We start from the raw sequence: 24,858 nt of genomic DNA, 5'->3' as shown, positions 1-24,858 counted from the left end.
GGGAAGGCGAACGACCAAAAACGCCGGTCCCGGGCGCGCCCTCGTAGGGACACGGCCGTGGACCGGCGAAATGGGGCTCGCTACTTCTTGGAGCCGGCGGCAGCCTTGCCGAAGCGGGCCTCGAAGCGGGCCACACGGCCACCGGTGTCGAGGATCTTCTGCTTGCCCGTGTAGAACGGGTGGCACTCGGAGCAGACCTCAGCCCGGATGGTGCCGGACTGGATGGTGCTGCGGGTGGTGAACGACGCGCCACAGGTGCAGCTGACCTGCGTCTCGACGTACTCGGGGTGGATCTCGCGCTTCAAGGTGTCTCCTAGATTTCGGGAGGGCACCGGGTCGCTACCGCGGGCTGCGGGGCGTGAACCGGGGCCGACGTATCAGTTTGCCAGGACTGACCGCGTCTTCCCAAACCGGGGGGCTTGGATCTTTATTCCGGGAGGGAGGCGGGGTGCGCCTCCCGGGGTGCCGCGGCTCGTCGTGCGCGGGTGCGGGTCGTCGTGGGTTGCTCGCGCAGTTCCCCCCGCCCCCGGAAGGGGCGCGGGGCTGTATCGATGTGCGGCTCCGCCGCACGGGCGCGACCAGCCCCCACGCACCTGCACCCTCAGGACGACGTCACGACCCCCTTGGCCTGCCCCGTCGCCGTGCCCTTCGTCGCGCTCGCCGGGATCGGCCTGTCGTTCTTCAGGGCCGTCCAGACCTGCTTGGCCTTGGCCTTGGCCACGATCACCCGGTTCGGGTTCGACGGGTCGTACTCGACCGGCATCGTGACCATGTGCATGTTCTTGGAGCCGATGGACTTCAGGCCGTTCGCGAAGTCGATCAGGGAGTTCACCGAGCCCAGGTCGGAGTCGGCGGTGACCGTCTTCGTCGCGGTGTCCGCCAGGTCGTACAGCTTCTTGGGGCTGGTGAAGACGCCCACCTGCTTGACCTGGTCGATCAGGGCCTTGACGAACGCCTGCTGGAGCTGGATGCGGCCCAGGTCGGAGCCGTCGCCGACGCCGTGCCGGGTGCGGACCAGGCCGAGCGCCTGCTCGCCGTCGAGCCGGTGCCTGCCGGCCTTGAGGTCGAGGTGGCTCTGCGGGTCGTCGATGCTCTTGGTCGTGGTGACCTGGACCCCGCCCAGCTCGTCGATGAGCTTCTGGAAGCCGGAGAAGTCGACCTCGAGGTAGTGGTCCATGCGGACACCCGTGATGGTCTCGACCGTCTTGACCGCGCAGGTCGCGCCACCCGTCGAGTAAGCGGAGTTGAACATCACGCCGGTCGCGGCGGAGTGGCCGGTGCCCTGCGCGTCCTTGCAGGCGGGGCGGTCGATCAGGGTGTCCCGGGGGATGGAGACCACGCTGGCCCGCTTGTGGCCCTTGTACACGTGGACGATCATCGCCGTGTCGGACCGGGCGCTGCCGTCGTCGGTGCCGCCGCCGAGCTTCCTGTTGACGCCGGAGCGGGTGTCCGAGCCGAGCACCAGGATGTTCTCGGAGCCGTTGTCGACCTTGGTGGGCCGGTCGGCGCCCAGCGCCTGGTTGATGTCGACGCTCTTGATGTTGCCGTTGAGCTTGAAGTACAGGTAACCGAGGCCGGTGCCGCCGAGGACGAGGACGCCGGCCGCGGTCCAGGCCGTGACGAGCAGCGCCTTGCGGCCCCGCGCCGGGGGCTTGCGGCGGCGGCCCTTGCCGTTGTGGCCAGGGACCTGCGGGCCGGCCTCGGGTATGCCGGGCTCCGGCGTGCTCTCGGCGGACATGGGCTCCTCTGTTCTCAGACGACTTCTCGGTTACCCCCTGCTTTCAGGGTCAGGCCCGGCGTACCCGGATCATCGGCACGTACCGGACCATCGTCGCTCCGCCTGGTCAGACGGCGAAACTCGGGAAAGGGTTGCACAACGCAGTGTGCCCACCGCGTGGGGCGATGGGCACACTGTGTAGTCGGGCAAGTGGGGCGAACCCCGCTCACCAGCTATTTCAGCCGAAGATGTCGTACTGCTGGAAACCGGTACCGAGCGACTTCCTTGTGCCGAAGATCTCACTGGTCGCCTTGCCCGTGCCCGGGTAGAGGTACAGCGTGCCCCCGGTCGTACGGGCCACCAGGTCGGCCTTGCCGTCGCCGGTCAGGTCGCCGACCGCGGCCAGGGTGTTGAAGCCGGTCCAGCCGGAACGGACCTTCACCCGGGCCGAGAAGAGGCCGGTGCCGGACTTGCCGGTGCCCTTGTACAGGTAGAGGTCGCCGCCGCTGCTCTTGCGGGCCAGCAGGTCGGCCTTGCCGTCGCCGTTGAAGTCGCCGACGCCGCGCAGCTGGTTGTACTGGCTCCAGCCGCCGCCGATCCGGACACGGGAGCCGAAGGTGCCGTCGCCCTTGCCCGGGTACAGCCACAGCACGCCGCCGGAGTCCTCGGAGAGCACGTCGGGCAGGTAGTCGCCGGTGAGGTCACCGGGGATGACGGTGGCCTTGCGGGTCTTCCAGTTGGTGAAGAGCTTCTTCGTGACCCAGGAGCCGCTGGTCTGGGCGCTGTTCAGCGCGAAGTGGTCCCAGTAGACGTCACCGGTGGAGGCCACCCGGTAGACCAGGTCCTGGAAGCCGTCCCGGTTGAGGTCGGCCTGCAGGATGAAGTTGACGCCGCTCCAGTCGCCCCAGGACTGGCGGGCGGCCAGCGAGGTGCCCTTGGAGTCCAGTTCGTAGCCGACCTTGGACGACGACTTGCGGGCGAACAGGTCCGCCTTGCCGTCGGTGTAGCTCAGGTTGGTGTCGGCGATCTGCGCGTAGGCGGCACCGACGTAGGTGCTGACCTTCGTGAAGACGCTGTAGGCACCCTTGGCGACACAGTCCTCGACGCCCCAGGAGACCACGCCGACGATCCGGCCGCCGACGACCAGCGGGCCGCCGGAGTCGCCGTTGCAGGCGGAGGTGGTGCCGGTGTCGGAGCCGGTGGCGGGCTTGCCGGCGCAGACCATGTGGCCCTTGACGATGTCGCTGCCGTAGGCGTTCGTGCAGGCGGTGTCGGACTGGATGGGCAGCGTGGCCGTCTTCAGCGTCTCGGAGATGTCGTCCGAGGTGGAGCTGGTGCGGCCCCAGCCGTAGACCTTGGCGCTGGTGTTCGCCTTGTAGGAGGCCGTGTCGGTGTTGGTCGTCAGCCTGATCGGCGTGGCCTTGACCGGGGCGGCCAGGGTGAGCACGGCGACGTCGTTGTTGGGGACGCCGTGGGACGACACGGTGTACGACGGGTGGTTCCACTGGCGCAGGACGCCGGTGGCGGTGCCGCCGTGCAGGTTGGCGGTGCCGTCGGCGTTGGTCGTGGGCAGCGAGGCGGTGCCGGTGACGACCGCGGAGTCGGTGGTGCTCCACTTGTAGCCCTTGACGCAGTGCGCCGCGGTGAGGATCTTCGTGGGCGAGATGACCGAACCACCGCAGAAGAAGCCGACGTCGTCGCTGGTGCTGGTGGTGCCCTTGTCGTCGTAGTACCAGAGCTGCGCCATCCACGGCGCCGAGGTGATGGTGGTCGTACCGCCACCGATGATCTTCGGCGAGACCGAACCGCTCGAGGCGGCCGGCTTCTTCGTGGTCGTCGGCGCGCTGTCGGCGGTGATCGCACGGGCGATCCGCTTGTTCAGGACGGTCTGCGACGTCGTGCTGACGGCCGGCTTGACCGTGGGCGTCGGCTGGGTGGCCGCACTGGCGGAGGTCGAGATCAGCGCGGCGGCGGTGGCCGCGGCGACAGCGGCCGCGGCGACGGGCAGCGCGAACCGTATCCGACGTCTGTGACGACCGCTCCCGGACGTGGGTGTACCCACCTAAGTCCCCCCTCGGGATCAGGATTTCGAGATTCGGTCAACTGACCGAAGGGCGAGATCCTACACCGAGGGTGGAGAACGCCAGAAGCCGTCCCCCCAGGTGGGGGAACGGCTTCCGGTTAGGGCAGTCGTCAGTCGCCGTTGCCCGGCGTCGGCGTCGTCTTCTGAATCTGCATCAGGAACTCGGCGTTCGACTTCGTCTGCTTCATCTTGTCGAGGAGCAGCTCGACCGCCTGCTGCTGGTCGAGGGCGTGCAGCACCCGGCGCAGCTTCCAGACGATGGCGAGCTCGTCCGGAGCGAGCAGGATCTCTTCCTTACGGGTGCCGGACGCGTCGACGTCCACCGCCGGGAAGATGCGCTTGTCGGCGAGCTTCCGGTCGAGCTTGAGCTCCGCGTTGCCGGTGCCCTTGAACTCCTCGAAGATCACCTCGTCCATGCGGGACCCGGTGTCCACCAGGGCGGTGGCGAGGATCGTGAGAGATCCGCCGTCCTCGATGTTGCGGGCCGCACCGAAGAAGCGCTTCGGCGGGTACAGGGCGGTCGAGTCGACACCACCGGACAGGATGCGGCCGGAGGCCGGCGCGGCCAGGTTGTACGCACGGCCCAGACGCGTGATCGAGTCGAGCAGCACGACCACGTCGTGGCCCAGCTCGACGAGGCGCTTGGCGCGCTCGATGGCCAGCTCGGCGACCGTGGTGTGGTCCTCGGCCGGACGGTCGAAGGTCGAGGAGATGACCTCGCCCTTGACCGACCGCTGCATGTCGGTGACCTCTTCCGGACGCTCGTCGACCAGGACGACCATCAGGTGGCACTCGGGGTTGTTGTGGGTGATCGCGTTGGCGATCGCCTGCATGATCATGGTCTTGCCGGTCTTCGGCGGGGCCACGATCAGACCGCGCTGACCCTTACCGATCGGCGACACCAGGTCGATGATGCGGGTGGTCAGCACGCCCGGGTCGGTCTCCAGGCGGAGCCGGTCCTGCGGGTAGAGCGGGGTCAGCTTGTTGAACTCCGGGCGGCCACGGCCGTGTTCGGGCGCCATGCCGTTGACGGAGTCGAGGCGGACCAGCGCGTTGAACTTCTCGCGGCGCTCGCCCTCCTTCGGCTGCCGGACCGCGCCGGTGACGTGGTCGCCCTTGCGCAGGCCGTTCTTGCGGACCTGGGCGAGGGAGACGTACACGTCGTTCGGGCCCGGCAGGTAGCCGGAGGTCCGGATGAACGCGTAGTTGTCGAGGATGTCCAGGATGCCCGCGACGGGGATCAGGACGTCGTCGTCGGCCAGCTGCGGCTCGGCGCCACCGATCTCGTCACGGCCACGGCGGCCCCGGCGGTCCCGGTAGCGGCCTCGACGGCCACGGCGGCCGCCGTCGAAGTCGTCGTCGTCCTGCGGGCCGGCGTTGCGGTCCTGACGGCCGCCGCCCTGCTGCTGCGGCTGCTGCTGCCGGTCCCGGTCCTGACGGTCCTGGCGGTCCCGGTCCTGACGGTCCTGACGGCCGCCCTGGCCACCGCCCTGCTGCTCGTCGCCCTTGCCGCGCCGGTCACGGTCGCGGCCGCGCTCACGGCGGTCACGGCGGCCGCGGCCCTCGCCGTCGGCGTCGCCCTGCGGCTGCGCGGCGGGCGTCTCGGCCTTCGCCTCGCTCTTCGCCTCGGCGACGACGGTCTCGGCGCCGCTCGCGGTGGGGCTGCCGGCCTCGGCGGTGGCCCGGCGACGGCGGCGCTCGGCCGGCGCGTCGTCTCCGCCACGCTCGGCGTCGCCCGTGCGGGTGCCGCCGGCGGGCTGACCGGGAATCTCGATCTGCTGCTGGGCCACGGCCTGCTCGGCGGGGGCCTCGGCGGCCTGCTCCGCCTTCTTCTCGGCGACCTCGTCGCCCGTACGGGCCTTGGAGGTGGCCCGGCGCTTCGGCTTGGTCTCGGTGGCGCTCTCGGTGGCCTTGGGGGCGGTGCCCCCACCGGCCTGCGCCTCCTTGATGACCTCGATCAGCTGGCTCTTGCGCATCCGCGCCGTGCCCCTGATACCGAGGCCGGATGCGACCTGCTGAAGCTCGGCCAGCACCATGCCCTCAAGGCCGGTACCACGGCGCCGCCGGGAGCCGGCACCGGTGGCAGGCGCGGAGGCGTCCGTGGCGGGCGCGGCAGCGGTCTCCTCGACACGTGCGCCCATCAGATCGGTGGTGTCGCTCACGAAGGGTCCTTCCCTGGAGCGGACGTCGGCCTGTCTGGCTCGGCGACCGGTTGTGCTGTCCGGCTGCGGTCCTTGCTGTGTGGACCGTGCCGGGGCGGTGGTCCGCCAAAGCGGCGGAGAGAATTTCTGGTGACGGCGCTTCCTCAGCCGTGGCACCCGGTGTCACGTGGCGTGGTAGCACCAATTCCGGAGCGTGCCCAGCGGCCCGCCCAGTGTCCGCGTACGACGTACTGCCCAGGTACGGCATACGAAACGCTGAGTGGCTTGGGAGACTCCCGGAAGAATGTCTGTCCCGGACGGGGACGTGAAGCACCTCGCCATGGTGGGGTCGGGTGCAGACTTGAGATTAACACTACCGGATCCAACAAACATTCCCCCTCTCCAAATCCGGCAACCGTGCGCAGTCAAATGTCACTGGTGGGCGCGAGCGGCAGCACGCTCGCTCCCTGGACGTCGAGGTTCAGCCGGTTGGCGGCCCAGTCCGAGCCGGCCAGGGCTTCGATCTTGTCGGCGCTCGCGGCGTCGGCCAGCGCCATGACGGTGGGTCCGGCGCCGGAGATCACGGCCGGGATCCCGTCCGCGCGCAGCCGCTCCACCAGCGCCGCGCTCTCCGGCATGGCAGGGGCGCGGTACTCCTGGTGCAGACGGTCCTCGGTGGCGGGCAGCAGCAGCTCGGGGCGCCTGGTGAGGGCCTCGACGAGCAGGGCGGCACGGCCCGCGTTGGCGGCGGCGTCGACGTGCGGCACGGTGCGCGGGAGCAGTCCGCGCGCGGTCTCCGTCAGGACCGGCTTCCCGGGCACGAAAACCACCGGAACGATGGAATCGGCGGGCTCCATCCTGATCGCCCGGGCGGCGCCGGACTCCATCCAGGAGAGGGTGAAGCCGCCCAGCAGACACGCCGCGACGTTGTCGGGGTGGCCCTCGATCTCGGTGGCCAGTTCGAGGAGCGCGGCGTCGTCGAGCCTGGCCTCGCCGCCTATGGTCACGGCACGCGCGGCGACGATGCCGGCGCAGATGGCCGCGGAGGAGGAGCCCAGGCCGCGGCCGTGCGGGATGCGGTTGGCGCACACGATCTCCAGGCCGCGGGGCTGTCCGCCCAGCAGGTCGAAGGCGGTGCGCAGGGAGCGTACGAGGAGGTGGCTCTCGTCACGCGGCAGCGTCTCGCTGCCCTCACCCGCGATGTCGATGTGCAGCCCGGAGTCGGCCACCCGTACGACGACATCGTCGTAGAGCCCCAGTGCGAGGCCCAGGGCATCGAAGCCCGGACCGAGGTTGGCGCTGGTGGCGGGGGTGCGCACCCGGACGGCGGCGGCGCGGAACGCTGGACCGGCCATCGCTCGATGACTCTCCTTGAGCTGCGTGATGGTCGAATGACACTCGATAGGTACCTGAGGGAACCTCGGGCCGCGGAGGCGGCACGGCACCGCGCCATATGCGGAGGCATATGCAGCGGGCGGGTTCGGTACAGCCTATCGAAGGAAGGTTCTGTGGCGACATAGGGCGCACAGGAGGCGCACGATGCGTGTCGTAAGCCCCTTGTGCCCCCTCCTTGGGGAGTCCCCTGTTCAGGACGCCTCAGTCCGTTCACCGGTTGCCCGGCCGGGATTGGCCGGGCGTTGCCCGAGAAGCGCTCGCGCGGTTCTCGGGCAAGGCTCCAGCGGTTCTCTAGGCGAGCCCGAGCCGCTCGGCCGCCGCGGCGGCGTCCACGGGCACGGTGACCGGCTGCGGGGCGCCGGCGACGGCCCAGTCCGGGTCCTTCAGGCCGTTGCCGGTGACGGTGCAGACGATGCGCTGCCCCGGGTCGACCTTGCCCTGCTCGGCGGCCTTGAGCAGACCGGCGACGGAGGCGGCGGAGGCGGGCTCCACGAAGACACCCTCCTGCGCGGCCAACAGCCGGTAGGCGCGCAGGATTTCACGGTCCGTCACCTCGTCGATGAAGCCCCCGGACTCGTCCCGGGCGGCGAGCGCGAACTGCCAGGAGGCGGGGTTGCCGATCCGGATCGCGGTGGCGATGGTCGACGGGTCCTTGACGATCTCACCCCGCACGATGGGCGCGGAACCGGAGGCCTGGAATCCCCACATCCGGGGGGTCCCGGCGGCGATCCCGTCCGCGGCGTACTCCTTGTAGCCCTTCCAGTACGCGGTGATGTTGCCCGCGTTGCCGACCGGCAGGACGTGGATGTCGGGCGCGTCGCCGAGCATGTCCACGATCTCGAAGGCGGCCGTCTTCTGCCCCTCGATGCGTACCGGGTTCACCGAATTGACCAGTGCCACCGGGTAGTTCTCGCTCAGCTTGCGGGCGAGGGTGAGGCAGTCGTCGAAGTTGCCGTCGACCTGGAGGATCTTCGCGCCGTGCACGAGTGCCTGGCCCATCTTGCCGAGCGCGATCTTGCCCCGCGGCACGAGCACGGCCGAGACCATGCCGGCGCGCACGGCGTAGGCCGCGGCGGAGGCGGAGGTGTTGCCGGTGGAGGCGCAGATGACCGCCTGGGCACCCTCCTCCTTGGCCTTGGAGATGGCCATGGTCATACCGCGGTCCTTGAAGGACCCGGTGGGGTTGGCACCCTCCACCTTCAGGTGGACCTCGCACCCCGTGCGCTCGGAGAGCACCTGCGCGGGCACGAGGGGCGTGCCGCCCTCGCGGAGCGTCACGACCGGCGTGGTGTCGGAGACGGGCAGCCGGTCCCGGTACTCCTCGATGATTCCGCGCCACTGGTGGGTCATTGCTGGTTACTCTCCTTCAACCCGCATGATGCTGGCGACACCCCGCACGGTGTCGAGCTTGCGCAGCGCCTCGACGGTCCCGGACAGGGAGGCGTCGGAGGCCCGATGGGTGACGACGACGAGGGAGGCCTCGCCGTCCTTGCCCGTCTGCCGCACCGTATCGATGGAAACCCCGTGCTCGGCGAACACGGTGGCGACCTGGGCGAGAACACCCGGTTTGTCGGCGACGTCGAGGCTGATGTGGTAGCGCGTCACGACATCGCCCATCGGCGACACGGGCAGGGCGGCGTACGCCGACTCGCCGGGCCCCGTTGCCCCGCTGAGCCGGTTGCGGCACACGGCGACCAGGTCGCCGAGGACCGCGGAGGCGGTCGGGGCGCCACCGGCACCGGGACCGTAGAACATCAGCTGGCCGGCCGCGTCCGACTCCACGAAGACGGCGTTGTAGGCGCCGCGCACGGAGGCGAGCGGATGGGTCAGCGGAATCATCGCGGGGTGCACCCGGGCCGTCACCGATCCGCCGTCCTCGGCGCGCTCGCAGATGGCCAGCAGCTTGATGGTGCAGCCCATGTTCCTGGCGGAGGCGAAGTCGGAGGCGGTGACCTCCGTCATGCCCTCGCGGTAGACGTCGTCGAGGCGCACCCGCGAGTGGAAGGCGATCCCGGCGAGGATGGCGGCCTTGGCGGCGGCGTCGAAGCCCTCGACGTCGGCGGTCGGGTCGGCTTCCGCGTACCCGAGCGCGGTGGCCTCGTCGAGGGCCTCCTGATAACCGGCGCCCGTCGAGTCCATCTTGTCGAGGATGAAGTTGGTGGTCCCGTTGACGATCCCCAGCACCCGGTTGACCTTGTCACCGGCGAGGGACTCGCGCAGCGGCCGGATCAGCGGGATGGCACCGGCGACGGCGGCCTCGTAGTAGAGGTCCTTGTCGTGCTGCTCGGCGACCGCGTGCAGGGCGGCACCGTCCTGGGCGAGCAGCGCCTTGTTGGCGGAGACCACGGAGGCGCCGTGCTCGAAGGCGGTGGTGATGAGCGTACGGGCGGGCTCGATGCCCCCGATGACCTCGACGACGACGTCGATGTCCCCCCGCTTGACCAGGGCGGTCGCGTCCGTGGTGACCAGACTCGGGTCGATGCCCTCACGCACCTTGGAGGGCCGTCGTACGGCCACGCCGGCCAGCTCGATCGGGGCGCCGATACGCTGCGCGAGGTCGTCGGCGTGCGTCGTCATGATGCGCGCCACCTCTGAGCCGACAACCCCACAGCCCAGCAGCGCCACCTTCAGCGGACGCGTACGCATCATCCGACCTCGTTTCCTCATACCGTCTACGGTTGGACCAGTCTCACTCACCGGACGGGAGTTTCTACCCTTCGTCCGGATCGTGAGACATCTATTTCATTTTGCGGCGGTGGCAGACAGGAGATCTTCCGCCTGCGCCATCCGGGGCGTCGGACACCATCCGAGAATGCCGTCCGATGTCGCCGAATGACCTCGAATGCCGTTGAAGTGCCGCGGAAATGCCGTCGATATTCCGTCGGGCGGGATCATCGGATCCGAAGCGGTCCGGCGTCATCGGACGCCGTGCGTTCCGTGGAGGTCATCCGGCGCGGTGCGTTTGTCTGTGGACGTCATCCGGCGCCGTGCGCTCCTTGGACGCCATCCGGCACCGGGGACGCCGTGGACGCCATCGACACCGCGGACGCCGTGCGGCACCGGGGACGCCGCGGGCGCCATCCGGCACCGCGGACGCCGTGGACGCCATCCGACGCCGTGGACGCCGTGGACGTCACCCGACGTCGAGGCGCAGGAGGTCCTCCTCCGTCTCCCGGCGGACGAGGACCCGGGACTCGCCGTCGCGCACCGCGACGACGGGCGGCCGGAGCACGTGGTTGTAGTTGCTCGCCATGGACCGGCAGTAGGCGCCGGTGGCCGGTACGGCGATCAGGTCACCGGGTGCCAGGTCGCCCGGCAGGAACGCGTCCTTGACGACGATGTCCCCGCTCTCGCAGTGCTTGCCGACGACCCGGGCGAGCATCGGCTCGGCATCGCTCGTCCGCGACACGAGAGCGACGCTGTACTCGGCGTCGTACAACGCGGTCCGGATGTTGTCGGACATGCCGCCGTCGACGGAGACGTAGGTGCGCAGCCCGTGCAGGGGCTTGATGGTGCCGACCTCGTAGAGGGTGAAGGCGGTCGGCCCGACGATGGCCCGCCCCGGCTCGACGGAGATCCGCGGCGTCCGCAGCCGGGCGGCCTCGCACTCCCGCGTCACGATCTCGGTCAGCGCCTTGGCGATCTCGTGCGGCTCGCGCGGGTCGTCGTCGCTCGTGTACGCGATCCCGAGCCCGCCCCCCAGGTCGATCTCGGGCAGCTCGACCCCGTGCTCGTCCCGGATGTCCTTGAGCAGCCCGACGACCCGGTGCGCGGCGACCTCGAAGCCGGACATGTCGAAGATCTGCGACCCGATGTGCGAGTGGATCCCGATGAGCTCCAGCCCGTCCAGCTGGAGCGCCCGCCGCACCGCCTCCGCGGCCTGCCCTCCGGCGAGCGGGATCCCGAACTTCTGGTCCTCGTGCGCGGTGGCGATGAACTCGTGCGTGTGCGCCTCGACACCGACGGTGATACGGATCTGCACGCGCTGCCGCTTGCCGCGGGACTGGGCGATGTGGGCGACCCGCACGATCTCCTGGAAGGAGTCGAGCACGATCCGCCCGACGCCGGCCTCGACCGCCCGCTCGATCTCCTCCGTCGACTTGTTGTTGCCGTGGAAGGCGATCCGGTCGGCGGGCATCCCGGCGGAGAGGGCGGTGGCCAGCTCGCCGCCGGAGCACACGTCGAGATTGAGCCCCTCCTCGTGCAGCCAGCGCACGACGGCCCGCGACAGGAAGGCCTTCCCGGCGTAGAACACGTCGGCGTCCGGCCCGAAGGCGGTGCGCCAGGCGCGCGCCCGGGCCCGGAAGTCGTCCTCGTCGAGGACGTAGGCGGGCGTGCCGAACTCCTCGGCGAGGGTCTTCACATCGACACCGCCGACGGAGACGACCCCGTCGGCGTCGCGTGTGACGGTCTGGGCCCACACCTTGGAGTCGAGGGAGTTCAGGTCGGCGGGCGGAGCGGCGTAGTGGCCCTCGGGCAGGACATCGGCGTGCCGGGGCCCGGCGGGGTGTGCGGAACGGCTCATTGCTCTTCTGGCGCTCTCTTCAGAGGTGATCGGGTGCGTCGATGCCGAGCAGGGACAGGCCGCCGGCCAGCACCGTCCCGGTGGCTTCGGCGAGGGCGAGCCGGGCACGGTGGGCGGCCGAGGGTTTCTCGTCGCCACGGGGCAGCACGGTCGGCAGGAACGGCAGGGCGGCATCGGCGACGGTGACGAGATGCCGGGCGAGCCGGTCGGGAGCGCGATGGGTGGCCGCGGCGGTGAGGATGCGGGGGTAGTCGGCGAGGGCGGTGACGAGGGCGCCGGGGAGATCGGCGGCGGGGACGCGTGGGGGGCCGGGGACACGTGGGGGGCCCGGGACGCCCGGGGTGCCGGGAGCGTCCGTGGTGCGGCGCACGCCTGAGGTGCGGCGCACGCCTGAGGCGCCGCGAACTCCTGAGGCGCCCGGGGCGCCAGGGGTACCGGGGACGTCCGTGGTGCGGCGCACGCCTGAGGTGCCGCGAACTCCTGAGGCGCCCGGGGCGCCAGGGGTACCGGGGACGTCAGGAGTGCCTGGGACGTCAGGGGTGCCTGGGGGGATGTCACCGGGTTCGGCGTCGAAGCCGAGCCGTACGGCACCGCGGCCGACGGCTCGCGCCCGGGCGTGGGCGTACCGCACCCGGAAGAGCGGGTTGGACTCCCGCTGCACCAGGTGGTCGGCGGTGATCCGGGGCCGGTCGTGGGACGCGGGATACAGCAGGGCCCACTGGGCGGCGTCGGGCCCAAGCGGGGCCGGGTCCTCGGGCGCCGGCACGGGCCGGAGACTGACGGGCTCGCCGTGACCGACCTCACCGCGCCCGCCCTGGGTCGCGACGATCCGTACGACGGCGTCGGCGACGACCTCGGCCCGGACGTCGTACGGCACCCGCAGCGCGACCACCTGCCCGGCGAGGGCGTCGCCGTGGCCGTAGCCGAGGCCGAGAGCGCGGATCTCGGCGACCAGGGCCGCCGTGGGAGACGCGGTGGGGCTGAGGCTGATGTTGAGGAACCCGGGCCCGGTGACGACGACGTCGTCGACACCGGCGGCGCCCGCGAGATGGGGCACCAGGATCTCGGCGACCCGCATCGGGGACTGCCCGGCCGGGCGGGCGAGCTGCAGCGCGATGTTGGTGGCGTAGTCCCCACACCCACCGGGCCCCGGAGGCGTGACCACGGCCCGCTCCGGCACGCTCACGCTCAGCTCCCCCTCGTCAACAGCACGACGCACCGCGCGCAGCACGGTACGGGAGAGCTCGACGGGGGTCACGGGACAAGCCTAGGGGAGGAGGGGGCAGGGCAGGCGACCCGGTTTGAGGGGGTCCGGCATATGGACGACGGCAGGCCGGTGGGCACGACGCGGCAGAGGGCTACGGACGCACGGCCGAAAAGGAAAACGGTAGATAGGCAGGCAGGTCCACGGCTACTACACGTGATGGACGCGACCCGCAGGGCCCGGTCACTGACTACACGTCGGTCGCCGACTACACGTCAGTCACCGACTACACATCAGTCACCGACTACACGGCCGCGGCCGCTACGGGCAGACGGGATTGCCCCCGGCCCGCTCCCCGGAGAACTCGACCTCGCCGGCCTCACCGCCGTCTCCCCCGCGCTCCCGCTCCTCCGACTCCTCCGGCCGTCGCCGCCGCTCCATCAACTCCCTCACGAGCCGAACGAGTTCGGAGGGCTCGAAGGGCTTGGCGAGGAAGGCGTCGACGCCGACGTCGAGGCCGGTCTCGACCTCGTACTGGGTACAGGCACTGACGATGGCGAGGGGAAGGTCGTGGGTGCGGGGGTCGGCACGGAGCAGAGCGGCGGTCCGCAGACCGTCGAGCCGGGGCATGACGACGTCGAGGGTGATCACATCGGGCCGCACCTGATGAACGACATCCAGACACTCGGCACCATCGGCCGCGGTCACGACCTCGAGACCCTCCAGTTCGAGATTGACCCTGATCAGCTGCCGGATGACCTTGTTGTCGTCCACAACAAGCACCCGGCCCGACGCCCCTGGCACAACTCGAGAGTAGGTCCGGACCGGCCACCGCGTCCGGGTTTTCCCGACTTCCACCCCGCGCGAGGGAGCGACCCCGGGAAACCCGTTCCTGATCACCCCGAGCAAGCTGGTAGTGTTCTACCCGTCGCCGCGAGCAACAGCTCAACGCCAGACGCCCCCGTAGCTCAGGGGATAGAGCAACGGCCTCCGGAGCCGTGTGCGCAGGTTCGAATCCTGCCGGGGGCACTTCGCATGAAGTGCCGACAGACCCCGTGACCAGCCAGATGGCTGAGTGCGGGGTCTTGTTGTTTGTGCAGGCGGATGCGGCTCGACGCAGGCCCATGACAGTGATCACGTAATGATGACGTAATGATCTTGAAGGGTCTCCTTGCAGGTCACGGGCCCTTTCGAAGGAGCCGCGCAAGGCTCATTATGGACCTAGGCACGCAAACGATCTTGTGATCTCATACTGGTGTGGATGGTGTCATCTCGGCCTTAATCGCCATTGCAGGCACACTGCTGGGCTCGGCTCTCACCTACGCGTTTCAGCGCAACGCATCCGCTAGGGACCAACTATTTGCGTCTCAGCAGCAGCTCCGCTCGGACCGGATGACCGTCTACAGCGATTTCGCCGGAGCGCTGACAGAGTTCCGGCGCGGGCAACAAGATCGCTGGCATCGCAGGGACGAGGATCCTGACGGCTCCGCCTTCACCGAAGCCCGCACGGAGGCTTACCGACTCCGCGGAATTGCCCTCCACGCGTTGTTCCGGGTGCAGCTCATAGCAAGCGCGCGGGCACTGATCGATATAGCGCAGGACGCCTACGCCCTGACATCCGCCCTGCACAAGGCAGCCGACAAGACGGAGCTGAGTGCCCTCGGCTCTCAGGCGCGAGAGGTTCTGGAGCAGTTCGTCAAGCTTGCCTCATCGGACGTGCAGTAACGCCGAGGGCCCCGGATGTCTCCGGGGCCCTCGGCAGCCTGACCAGGCCAATTAATGGTCCAGGCGTCTACATGTCCCCCTCCCCCAGTCCCTTCAGGATCCGGTCGTTCATCTCCTGCTCCTGGCCATCTATGCACTTGGCGTAGATCTTCAGAAGAACGTCCACCGAGTGGCCAGCGCGAGAGGCCACCTCCGGGGCGGGAACCCCCGAGTTGAGCCACTGAGAGACACCCGCGTGCCGGAGGTCGTACGGGCGAGCCGCCAAGACGGAGGCGACCTGTTCGGGTGGAAACGCAAGAGCACGGGCTTGCTTCCACGCGCGCGAGTACGACGAGGCGGCGATCACGTTGCCCCGCTCGCTGGAGAACAGCCGGCCGTCATCCGCCGTACCGAACTCCTTGCTGTGGTCCTGGAGCAGCCGCACGAGCGGGGGCGGTATCGGCACGATGCGCACCTCACCGTCGGCCCGCTGCTTCAGGCCGCGCCGGTCGTGCGCCTCGCCGGAATCAGTCCACGCCTTACCGGCAGTGGGACGGGTCTCGGCCAGGTCGATTCGGCCCCAGCCCTTCTCCGGAAGCGTGCAGTCCGAGAGGCGCAGACCGAGCGCCTCACCAGGGCGCATGGCCGCGTAGTACAAGCAGCCGAAGAACGCCCGTAACCGCCGGCCGCTCGCCCGGTCATAGCCACCGACGTAGGTGAGCGCGGTCAGCAGCTCCCGAGCCTGCCGGGGGTTGACCACGACCCGACGGTCAACCTCCTGCACGGCTCGCTTCCCCCTCTTACGCCGCACTCGGCTCAGCGGGTTCGAGGGCAGCACCTCCAGCTCAACCCCGTATTCGAGGATGTTGAAGACCACTGCACGCCGCCGACGGTACGTCTGCGTCGCCGCGGGCTTGCCGTCGAGCTTCCGCGTTAGTGCATCGATCAGGTCGTGCACGCGGGTGATCTCCTGCAGCTCGGCCACCGGCAGCGACGCTTTCTCGATCCATCTCGCTGCTGCCGCGATCTCCTCGGGCCGTTCGCGCTCCCTGCGAGGCGGAGGCAGGACATACGAGCGCAGTGCCCGCCGCAGATCGGCCGGAGCAGGACGCCCACGGACCGACTTGACCAGCGCGGGCATGACCGTTGCCAGGGCGTCGGTCATGCTGTCCCGCTGCTTCGCCGACGCCTCGGGCCACCGGGCATCGATGTACTTCAGCGCCAGTTCCAGCAGGGACAGAGCAGCCTTACCCCCGCGCAGGGAGTCGGGCAGACCGGTCACTGTGTCGAAGGGCTCACCCTTGTCCGCCGCCCGAAGCAGCTTCGCCCGGAAGCGATCAGCGAGCGCCTTGGTCTTGTGCGACTCGTGGAACGGCTCGCCGCTCACGGACCAGCGAACGAGGTACGTCGGTTTCTTCGCGGAGCGGTTGATACTGAGCTTCCAGATGACGACCTTGTACGACTTCACGACGCCGCCCCCTCCGCCCGCTCCTCCAACCACTCGTTCAGCACGTCCCGCCGAACCCGGAGCTCCCCGTTCGGCAACCGGATGCAGGCAGGTGCGATGCGCAGTTCCCGCCAGCGGTAGAAGGTGCGTCGGGAGATGCCGCCCAGTTCGTCGAGCACCTGCCGAACGGTGAGCAATTCGGCCGCCCTCGCACGGCTGTCACGCGCCACGACGACCACCGCCCTCCCGCACCGAGGCGGCCAGGAGCTCCCCCGCCGGCGAGTAGCCGCGCCCCGCATAACGCCACTGGCCAACCGTGACGGTCGAGACATCGGCCAGCCCAAGGGACGCCCGCTGCTGCTCCGCACGGTGATCGGCACGGGCCTGCCGAAGAGCGGTCAACGTGGTCGAGTAGCGCCGCGACTTACTGGAGAAGTGGCCGCCGTACCCGAGCATGTGTGCCCAGCGACGAAGCCCGAGCGGCTCGAACTCCGGCAGACCCCCCAGCCACCAACACGTGCCTATCATGCGCAGCACGTGTGCCCGGACGGGCAGCATGACCATGCCCCGCGCGTCGTAGATCCGGCCGTCCACCGCGCCGGCGGACTCCGCACCCTTCGTCGCGTACTTGGCGATGTAGCCCGCGACGGCTCCCGCGGAGGCTGGCCGCTCCCCCGCATCCCGGCGGTACGAATCGACGGGCCGCACGTCGACCTGCCCGCCGAAGCGCAGCTCCCGCGGACCGACGATGCCCGCGCCCGGCGCCATAAGACGCACCCGACCAGCCACCACCGGAACGGCCTCCGCCAGCAGTGCCGTAGTCGCCCAGCCCGGCGGAGGTGAGTCGGGCCCGTCCGGTCCATCGAGGCGGATCACGCCATGGAAGTGGGCCAGGCCCCGCCGCTGATACTCGGCGACCTTCGCGTATGAGAGTCGGGCGACTTCCCCGAACTCCGTACGCGACAGACCGGCCCGCCGAGCGACCTCCCGCCGCAGCTCCAGCCCAAACCGGTGCCAGAGCCGACCCGCGAACGCGTGCCAGAGAACGGCGCCCGCGTAGTCGTAGCAGCGTGGGCAGAGCGGTTCGCCGAGGTGGGGATCGTCGGCCACATGGCGCGTACGACATCCGACCGGCCGCCCGTGCGGGCAGCACTCGCCCGGCCGGCGGGGACGACAGGCCCGTACGAGCCCATCGCGTTCCCGCCGAGTGTGAACCGGGCCGAAGCCGGGAGCGGTAAGCGTGGCGAACACGCGCGGGTGCCCGCTCACCGCCTCCGTGACGTTCTTGCCGCCGACGAGCCCGGCCCGCACCAGTTGGTACGTGTCCGCCCGATACACCGCCGAGCAGGCCGGGCAAACCGTCGCCCGCCGGTTGCCGCATGCGGTGAGCAGGCGACCGCCGTAGACGTCCGACCCGTACGAGTGCAGAGCCGCACCTGTGGCCGTGTCGAAGACGGTCGCCGTGCCGACGAGGTGAATCGGGTTGGTACAACCGCTGAGGCGGACGATGTTCCGGCGCCAGGCGGCGAACTCGGGTTCCGAGGCCCTGGCGACCAGAGCGGCAGCGCTGCCCGGTACGAGGGTCGTGGTCATCGTCGACCACCGCCCCCACCGAACGCGTGCCGCATCACGGCCGAGATTGCTTCCGGCCGAGTCTTGGCGCTGAACCGGAACGTCGGATCCGTGAGCCAGACCGCGGCAGCGTGCGCCGGGCACAGGTGCTGCTCGATGTCATCGAGCCCGACGAGGACGACACGTTCGGATCCCTCGCAGGTCGAGACCTCGGGATCGTCTCCCTTCAGGTCGCAGTCGGGCAGCGGAGATTTGCGCGAATGATGCGCAGCGGACAAAGTGTGAGTGCTCCTTTCACTGCTCACGTGGCGGATGGAGTGGGTTCCTGGCGGGGTCGGGTTTGGCGACTTGGCGCCCCGTCGGGAGCCCGCTGTACGGGCGATCACTGCCGTTCCTTGGGCGGGATCGCAATGACGCTGTACGCGATCGGACCGAAGTCACGGCGTGCGTCGTAGTAGCCCTCGCCGATGTCCTCGACGGGCACGCCGAGGGACGCGGCGACATGCTCCGCGCCCTCCCTGCGAGCTACGGCTTCGGACGCGTCGACGAAGACGCCGAAGGACGCATTGCGCGGGACGAGGACGGCGGGATTAGCGGTCAGGAAGTCCGTCAGCTCCCGAAGGCCGGCGATGAACGCGGCCCAGTCACCGGAGCGGATGACGTACTCGGACACAAGAAGTTCCCCTCTCTTCCCAACAGGCGCTTTCAGAACCGGAGTTGACCGAGGAAGCCGTTCACGCCGTCGAGAAGCGCCTGAGCGAACGGCGCGGCCACGGTCTTGGAGAGCAGGAAGCCGAAGGCTCCGCAGAGCAGCGCGTCGGCCCACCGCAGGTACCGGATGCGCAGCAGGAACCAGATCAGCAGGCCCAGCAGGAGAACGGCGGACATGGACACCAGCACGGCAGGCCCCTTTCACGGCGCTTCGATGTGCAGCTCGGACAGGACTGGAGTCAGGTGCGCGTACTCAGCGGCGACGGCTTCCGCCTCCGCCTCCGTGATCAGATGCGAACGGGCGCGTTCCCAGCCGTCGCCGGAGGCGAGGACGGCAGTGCCGGCCTGTTCCGGCGTGATGGCCTGCGCCGCCTTCAGGGCATCGGGGTTGAGGTCACCGAGCGCCATTTCGGCTGTTCCGGGGTCGGCCACGCGGTGACAGACCCGGCCGCCGAGCTGTGCCCGCAGGGCGGTGACCCCGGGCCCCAGGTCGGAGCCGACGCGTTGGCCGGCGACGACGAGGAACACCCCCAGTGCCGCGCCGAGCTGAGCGAGCCGGATGAGCGCCGTACCGGCCGCCTGTGCTTCGTCCTTCTCGCTGCGGCTCGCGATGAGGAACAGTTCCGCGATCTCGTCGACGATCACGACGATGGGGACCGGGCGTTCCCTGTCCGGCAGCCCCCAGACGTTTCGGACCCGAGCCGCCCGGCACACGCTCATGCGGTCGAGGGTCAGATCAACCAGCGCGGCCAACAGCCTGACCGCTTGCTCACGGTTGGTCGCGAGGGCGGACAACCGTGGCCCGTAGAGGGACAGCTCCATGCCGCCCTTGCAGTCGATCCCGACCAAGGCGACATGCTGCGGGGCAAGGCCCGCCACGAGCGCGTTGATCAGTGTCGACTTGCCGGAACGGGTGGCTCCCACGATCAGCCAGTGCGGCACTCGCCGCAGGTCGACCACCCACGCGGCCCCGGTCTCCAGCACACCCACGGCCACCCGGAGCAGACGGCCGGGGCCCCGCTGCTTCGGCACCCGCGGATCAGCCAGCGGATCGGAGGCCGACGCGACGATCCGTACGACCCCCGGCTTCCAGGAGGTTACCCGCACCGCGTGAACCTCCCAGTCCTCCGCCACGGCAGGCGCCGCCTTGACGAAGTCCTCGGGCACCTGCCCCGGTAACAGCCGGACCAGCAACACGAAGCCGCCGGAGGTCGGGCGTATGAGACCGCGACGCGGCACGCGCGGCTGTGGCGGAGGCGCCCCGTTGCCGACGAGCCCGGAGACGACCGTAAGCGCCGGTCGTCGGCTCACAGCGAGCCCACACCCGGCCATCAGCAGCCGCCAGGTCCGCATGACGCGGAAGGCGGCGACCGGAAAGCCGAGTAACAGCCACCAGGCGGCGGGGTGACGACGGCGCAGGGCCGGGCCCGCCAGAAGCAGGCCCGACACCAGCACTGCGGCCACCAGCAGCACCCAACTCGGCCCGGTCGCACCGGCCGATGTGGTGGTGGAGGCCAGTTTCATCACTGCCCGGCCCCCTTGCCCGCCGGAGCCGGAGCGCTCAGGGGCCGGATCTCCGCCGCACGGAACGCGATCCCGTGCCGCCCCTCGTTCTCCCACGGCGTGGCGACCAGGTCCCGCACAGCCACCGGCATGCCGAGCTGCACACCGGCCGGCTCACCGGCCACGCTCACGTTCACGACGTCGGCCGACGCCCCGGCCATCAGGCACAGGCCGACCTGGTACATGGTCTTGCCGGTCTCGCGGTCGACCCGCAACTGACCGGTCTCTCGGTTGGCGACCCGCGGAGCCGGGGGAACGGCGCAGATGATCCCCGTGAACTTCGCGGTGTCGATCGGAAGGCTTGCCACTGTTCGTCTCTCCTCATCTCTGGCACCCGCAGGCCGATCCTGCGGGTTGCTAGACCACCCGTAGTACGGGTGACGCAGACCAGATTGCCGACCCGTAGTACGGGTTGTCAACCGACCTAGCGATACGAGAAACTGCCCACGATCGTGGGCAAGCCGTCCACGGCGACGGACAGCCGCTAGAAGCCATGGCCACGGAGGGCCCGCATGCCGCCGAAGAACACGCAGCCGAAGTACCGGCAAATCGCCGACTACCTGCGCGATGGCATTCTGGACGGCACCTTCCCGGCCGGCCAACCGCTTCCGTCCGAGGAAGCGTTGGCGAAACAGTTCGGCGTGACGCGCCCCACAGTTCGTCAGGGTCTGGCCGAGCTACGGGCATCCGGTCTCGTCGAGGCAATCATGGGCCGCGGCACCTTTGCCCGCTCCCCCCACAGCCGCCCCGGCCTCACCCGCCCGCGCGGCGTACGCCGAGCCTCTGACGGCCGCTACATCGAGGCCGACGGCATTCGCTGGACCGACGCCGAGCCGCCGGTAGCCACCCGGACCGACGCCCCGTTGGCCCTGGCGGACCTGCTCCGCATCCCACCGGGCGAGCCAATGTTCACGTACGACGCCCTACAGACAGCCGACAACGGCCACCTCCGCCAACTCCACCGGACCTACGTACCGTTCTCGGTCCTCGTAGACACCAACTACGAGGAGGAGGCCCCACCGCCGGCGCCGGAACTCTACGCCGCCCTCGCCGACCTGGGCCACGAACTCCACTTCACGGAGTACGTCCGCACGCGTATGCCTCTGCCAGACCAGGCCCAGGCCCTCCGACTCGCCGACGGGGTGCCGCTACTCCATGTCCTGCGCGTGACGCTCTCGGCATCAGACAAGCCCTTGGCCCTGGAGGAGTTTCACCTACCGGGCGACGAATTGGAGCTGTCGTTCAGGCTGTAGCCAGACCTCTGATGGCTCAGACTTTCTTCACATGATCAAGCACCCGTCGTCGCTTCGCTCCTCCGGGCGGGAGCGGGCACCCCGTGCACGAGGTCAGAACACGTCGTGGCTGGGGCGGTCGGCTCCACGGCTTTAGCCACCTCCCCGGTCCGGGTCCCGCGTCGAGCAAGACCAGGGGGCCACTCGTGCACATTGCGGGCAGGTCCAAAGCCTGCCCGAGTTGCCAACCAGCGTACGGCCCCCTGATCATGCTCGACCCCAGACCGGGCAGGCCACCGGCCAAACCCGCTCCGCCGACCTTCGGGGCCAAGTATTTCCCGCTCGTCACACAGACACCGAGCAGACTGGCACTGCCCAGGAATACGCGCTGCGCTATGCCCCCTGAACCTTCTCTGGCGTCTCGAAACCATCTAGGCTCGACGTTAGTGCTGTGCGCTGCTGGGGGACGGAGACAGAGTCAGCTTTCACGGCGTCAAATGTCATGCTCCCAGTAAACGTCGACCTTGCGGTATCTAGCCCGCTCACTGCCGACTCAAGAGAAGCCAAGTAGGTTTCCTCGGCACCACGAAGGCGAGCCGAATATTCTTTTTGCTGAGCCACCGACGATTTCAGGTCCACCACAATCGAAACGACGTGGTCCGGCGTCAGCTCAATCATGTTTGTTGCGCCAGTGAAAAGTTGCCGGATCTGGACGGATCCGAACCCGCATCGCAGGTAATCTGCAAGGTAGTACGGGTCAATGATTTCCGGGTTGACACGAAGGATAGTCACATGTCCGTCAGCGACGGCCGGCGACGCCAAATCGTAGACAGTCGCCTTACCCAAGGTGCCTTCCCCAGTGGAGGCCAGCAAGACGTCCCCAGTCCGCACCTTAGCCCTATCCGGCATTTCGTCGTATGTATCTTTCTCGACGTAATCAGCACCGGCCAATGAGAGTGTTCCGTACTTGGTAATGCACGAACCTGCTTTGATTACGACGGCATATCCGTCACTCTCGTCCACGTATCCTTCAGGCGAAGGACTCTTCCCCCGACGCGTGTCGATGAGGTTCAAACTACCAAGCGTCTGAGCACCCGCCGCTTCCAGTTCCTGCGCGTGCTTCCTCGCGAGCGGGTCCCAGTGCTTCAAATCGAGACGGTATGACGGGCTGGCTGCGATCAGGGAAGCCGAGACATCGTAGGCCTTCCAGTGGTACCCCTGGTCGATCCCGTCCGAGCTGTGACTTTTGATCCTATCCGCAAGTTCAGCCTTGAGGCGTGGGAGATCGAATCCGCGGATTTTATCACCGGCACCTGTGTATCCAAGGCTGTCGAGATCACAAAAGGTGATCGGGTAATCATCCTCTAGATCCACGTCGTCCCTTTCACGTCGCTGCATGAAAAGGACACTGGAGCGCACTGTGATCTTGTTCGGCTTAAAGGTCTCATCAGGGAGCCGCAGCACGCAGAAGATTCTGTTCTTCTCCAGAAGCCAGCGGCGCAATTCCGAGCCTGTATCCGTGTTTAGAAGCCCCTCATCGATGACGGTTGCAATAATTCCCTTCGGCTTGGTGGCTAGCGTCATCCTCTGCAAGAACAGGTATTGTCCTCGCGTCGTGGAGCTCACAGGGTAAGCAGCACGATCCTCTGGCGAAAGCGTTGACGCTTCCGAGGTTCCGAACGGGGGGTTCGTGAGTATCAGGTCATATTGAGGCTCAGAAAATGACCAAATAGCGGCCGTGGAAGACAGACTGTCGCCAGCAGTGATGTTCGTATGACCGTCACCAGCGATGATCATGTTCATCTTGGCGGCAGCTGCGACACCCTCGTTCGCGTCCCCGCCGTGGAAAACATTCTTGCGAATCTCTTCTACGATTTTTTTGTAGGTGCTATCGAGTATCTCGCCCTCGTCGAGGCGCTTCCGCAACCTATCGGTGGAGTCCTTAAGCAAGTAGACCAAGAAGCCACCAGTGCCGCATGCCGGATCAAGGACACGAACGTCCTGAGAGGCCAGTAAAGCGTTGACTACTTTCGAGCCAATGGCAATCTCGCCCATGATTTCCACGAGCGGTCGAGGCGTGAAGTACTGGCCTAGCCGTTTACCCTTGAGGGTTGCACGAACGAAATACTCAAACGCCGCCCCCTTGCTGTCCAGTCCGCTATCAGTGAAAGATACCGAGGATAGCTCTTTCACGATCTCTTGGAAGGTGCGAGGGTTGCGCAAACGCACCGGCTCAGCCATGACATCGCCGTAGCTCTTATCCTTGCGGATGCTGGCCAGCATGCTCTCGACTGCGTTACGCACCTGATCGCTATCAGATTCCGGCATGGCTGCCAGCCGGTGGAACCTATAGCTGTAAGGCAAAGGGAAGTTCTCGTACGGGTCTTCCGACTTTTCCTCAATAAGCTTCAAAAAGAGCAGCTTAGAAAAGTCAGAGAAGGCATTCTCCTCATCCTTTTCTATGTTTCTGATTTTATTGTGGCACCGTGAAAATAGCGCGTTGAGTTGCTTGAGCGACAGTCCGGGTCGGAACGGTAGCGTAGTGTCATCGCCTCGCCGCTGCAGGGAGATGACCGTTGCACTGGGCTCTGCATTAAGAGTGCGAATTACTAGGCCGAGCTGCGCTTTGCTGGGAATTTTGTCTACGCTCTGCCCATCCCATCGAATGGGTTGTCCATTCTTTACATTAAGGCACTGGATGGCTCGCCCGTTCGTCAAAACGACAAATGGAACCTTCAGTGCCCTGCCGTATTGCAGAGCTTGCTCTCGATCCCGCTCCGATAGAGGCTTAGCTAGCTTTTTTGCCTCAATGACGAACTTTGGGGACTTCGCGCCGCAGGTGACCAATAGGTCAACGAAACCGCGCTTCTGACTCTCTTCGATCGTGACGGGGGTCTCAAAATCAATGTCCTCCCCGATCGAATATCCCCGCCGCTCAAGATACGGGAGAATCCGCTTAATGACGGTTTCCGTCTCTGTTCGAACGCCCGACACTGTGTCCCCTCCCGCAAGGTCTGAAGCAACGCCGAGCCTACGTCGCAACTTGACGTACTGTCACCTTTACTCGTGGCAGTGATCTACCAGACGTTGACGCCAGTGCGCCAGCGACGAGACGCAGACAGACGGGCCGCCCCCTGCACGGACCGGACGCCAAGCTTGGCCGTCTGGTACCGGTGCCGGCCCCCGCCTCGTGACGAGCCTGCGGCGCGGCCAAGCCATCACCTGCCCCTCGTACGCGACTGCCCGCTCAAACGGGGGACGAGCGAGCGTCACGGGAGCCTGGGTCTTGGGTCCATCTCATACACCGCCAATGAGTCCGGCGGCGTCACAAGCACACCCGAGACGATGACCTGTGGGGACAGTGCGTAGTGATGCGAGCAGGAGCAGGCCCGGTCACGGGGGGAGAACGAGCCTGCTCCTGCGGCGCCCACATGTCTCCCCCCGGAGGCTGGGCGCTATGACCCCGCCCGGGGTCACTTCCATCAGCGCACGGCACGACAGGAGTGTCACGGTTGACGGTGATGGTCGCCAGGTCCGCACGTTTGTGAAGGCGCACGCCTAACG

Annotated in this window: 21 protein-coding genes and 1 tRNA gene; 3 read left to right on the top strand and 19 right to left on the bottom strand. The window is 68.2% G+C overall.

Annotated features, from left to right (window positions below):
- Positions 1–80 precede the first annotated feature (80 nt).
- From rpmE to ACWDGI_RS38345, 10 genes are all read right to left on the bottom strand, one after another.
- Positions 81–305: a 50S ribosomal protein L31 gene (rpmE, locus tag ACWDGI_RS38390; RefSeq protein WP_190206740.1), complete on the bottom strand. Its 225-nt coding sequence runs from the start codon at positions 303–305 to the stop codon at positions 81–83.
- 296 nt (positions 306–601) lie between these two features.
- A complete protein-coding gene (locus ACWDGI_RS38385; protein WP_450767262.1) occupies positions 602–1,738 on the bottom strand; it encodes an LCP family protein in 1,137 nt (378 codons plus the stop codon).
- 217 nt (positions 1,739–1,955) lie between these two features.
- A complete protein-coding gene (locus ACWDGI_RS38380; RefSeq protein WP_450767260.1) occupies positions 1,956–3,779 on the bottom strand; it encodes a trypsin-like serine protease in 1,824 nt (607 codons plus the stop codon).
- 131 nt (positions 3,780–3,910) lie between these two features.
- Positions 3,911–5,962, bottom strand: coding sequence for a transcription termination factor Rho (gene rho / locus ACWDGI_RS38375; RefSeq protein WP_450767258.1), 2,052 nt, complete (start codon positions 5,960–5,962; stop codon positions 3,911–3,913).
- A gap of 404 nt (positions 5,963–6,366) precedes the next feature.
- The gene (gene thrB / locus ACWDGI_RS38370) at positions 6,367–7,296 is read right to left on the bottom strand and encodes a homoserine kinase (protein WP_450767256.1); all 930 of its coding nucleotides are present in this window, start codon (positions 7,294–7,296) and stop codon (positions 6,367–6,369) included.
- Positions 7,297–7,627: 331 nt separating this feature from the next.
- A complete protein-coding gene (thrC, locus tag ACWDGI_RS38365; protein ID WP_450767254.1) occupies positions 7,628–8,686 on the bottom strand; it encodes a threonine synthase in 1,059 nt (352 codons plus the stop codon).
- Between the two features lie 6 nt (positions 8,687–8,692).
- Positions 8,693–9,985, bottom strand: coding sequence for a homoserine dehydrogenase (locus ACWDGI_RS38360; RefSeq protein WP_450767252.1), 1,293 nt, complete (start codon positions 9,983–9,985; stop codon positions 8,693–8,695).
- A gap of 484 nt (positions 9,986–10,469) precedes the next feature.
- Positions 10,470–11,861, bottom strand: coding sequence for a diaminopimelate decarboxylase (gene lysA, locus ACWDGI_RS38355; protein WP_450767250.1), 1,392 nt, complete (start codon positions 11,859–11,861; stop codon positions 10,470–10,472).
- Positions 11,862–11,880: 19 nt separating this feature from the next.
- Complete coding sequence (gene nrtL, locus ACWDGI_RS38350; RefSeq protein ID WP_450767248.1) at positions 11,881–13,119, bottom strand: ArgS-related anticodon-binding protein NrtL; 1,239 nt, start codon at positions 13,117–13,119, stop codon at positions 11,881–11,883.
- Between the two features lie 267 nt (positions 13,120–13,386).
- Positions 13,387–13,923, bottom strand: a complete 537-nt coding sequence (locus ACWDGI_RS38345) for a response regulator (protein WP_450767246.1) — start codon at positions 13,921–13,923, stop codon at positions 13,387–13,389.
- 99 nt (positions 13,924–14,022) lie between these two features.
- On the opposite strand from ACWDGI_RS38345, the gene ACWDGI_RS38340 reads away from it, so the two are divergent.
- Both ACWDGI_RS38340 and ACWDGI_RS38335 read left to right on the top strand, forming a co-directional pair.
- Positions 14,023–14,094 (top strand) — tRNA-Arg (locus tag ACWDGI_RS38340).
- A gap of 228 nt (positions 14,095–14,322) precedes the next feature.
- Positions 14,323–14,790, top strand: coding sequence for a hypothetical protein (locus ACWDGI_RS38335; RefSeq protein WP_450767244.1), 468 nt, complete (start codon positions 14,323–14,325; stop codon positions 14,788–14,790).
- 67 nt (positions 14,791–14,857) lie between these two features.
- Here the strand turns inward: ACWDGI_RS38335 and ACWDGI_RS38330 are convergent, their stop codons facing one another.
- The 8 genes from ACWDGI_RS38330 to ACWDGI_RS38295 all read right to left on the bottom strand — a co-directional run bounded on the left by ACWDGI_RS38330 (position 14,858) and on the right by ACWDGI_RS38295 (position 20,370).
- Complete coding sequence (locus ACWDGI_RS38330; protein ID WP_450767242.1) at positions 14,858–16,237, bottom strand: tyrosine-type recombinase/integrase; 1,380 nt, start codon at positions 16,235–16,237, stop codon at positions 14,858–14,860.
- Positions 16,234–16,446 (bottom strand): helix-turn-helix transcriptional regulator, encoded by a 213-nt coding sequence (locus ACWDGI_RS38325; RefSeq protein ID WP_450767240.1) that lies wholly within the window; start codon positions 16,444–16,446, stop codon positions 16,234–16,236. The genes ACWDGI_RS38330 and ACWDGI_RS38325 overlap by 4 nt, the downstream gene beginning before the upstream one ends.
- Entirely contained in the window at positions 16,436–17,809 is a 1,374-nt protein-coding gene (locus ACWDGI_RS38320) for a replication initiator (RefSeq protein WP_450767238.1), read from the bottom strand. Before ACWDGI_RS38320 ends, ACWDGI_RS38325 begins: the two co-directional genes overlap by 11 nt.
- A complete protein-coding gene (locus ACWDGI_RS38315) occupies positions 17,806–18,066 on the bottom strand; it encodes a hypothetical protein (RefSeq protein WP_450767236.1) in 261 nt (86 codons plus the stop codon). Before ACWDGI_RS38315 ends, ACWDGI_RS38320 begins: the two co-directional genes overlap by 4 nt.
- A 104-nt stretch (positions 18,067–18,170) precedes the next feature.
- The gene (locus tag ACWDGI_RS38310; RefSeq protein ID WP_450767234.1) at positions 18,171–18,461 is read right to left on the bottom strand and encodes a hypothetical protein; all 291 of its coding nucleotides are present in this window, start codon (positions 18,459–18,461) and stop codon (positions 18,171–18,173) included.
- A gap of 32 nt (positions 18,462–18,493) precedes the next feature.
- Positions 18,494–18,688, bottom strand: coding sequence for a hypothetical protein (locus tag ACWDGI_RS38305; protein WP_450767232.1), 195 nt, complete (start codon positions 18,686–18,688; stop codon positions 18,494–18,496).
- A gap of 12 nt (positions 18,689–18,700) precedes the next feature.
- Positions 18,701–20,023: an FtsK/SpoIIIE domain-containing protein gene (locus ACWDGI_RS38300; RefSeq protein ID WP_450767230.1), complete on the bottom strand. Its 1,323-nt coding sequence runs from the start codon at positions 20,021–20,023 to the stop codon at positions 18,701–18,703.
- A complete protein-coding gene (locus tag ACWDGI_RS38295) occupies positions 20,023–20,370 on the bottom strand; it encodes an SCO3933 family regulatory protein (RefSeq protein ID WP_360246612.1) in 348 nt (115 codons plus the stop codon). Before ACWDGI_RS38295 ends, ACWDGI_RS38300 begins: the two co-directional genes overlap by 1 nt.
- A gap of 204 nt (positions 20,371–20,574) precedes the next feature.
- Between ACWDGI_RS38295 and ACWDGI_RS38290 the strand changes: the two genes are divergently transcribed.
- Positions 20,575–21,315, top strand: a complete 741-nt coding sequence (locus ACWDGI_RS38290) for a GntR family transcriptional regulator (protein WP_450767228.1) — start codon at positions 20,575–20,577, stop codon at positions 21,313–21,315.
- Between the two features lie 372 nt (positions 21,316–21,687).
- Here the strand turns inward: ACWDGI_RS38290 and ACWDGI_RS38285 are convergent, their stop codons facing one another.
- Entirely contained in the window at positions 21,688–24,336 is a 2,649-nt protein-coding gene (locus ACWDGI_RS38285; RefSeq protein WP_450767226.1) for an N-6 DNA methylase, read from the bottom strand.
- Positions 24,337–24,858 lie beyond the last annotated feature (522 nt).

This window comes from Streptomyces sp. NPDC001220, from assembly GCF_053597895.1.
Note: the sequence above shows the minus strand (reverse complement) of the source record. Positions and strands in the feature narration are given on the sequence as shown.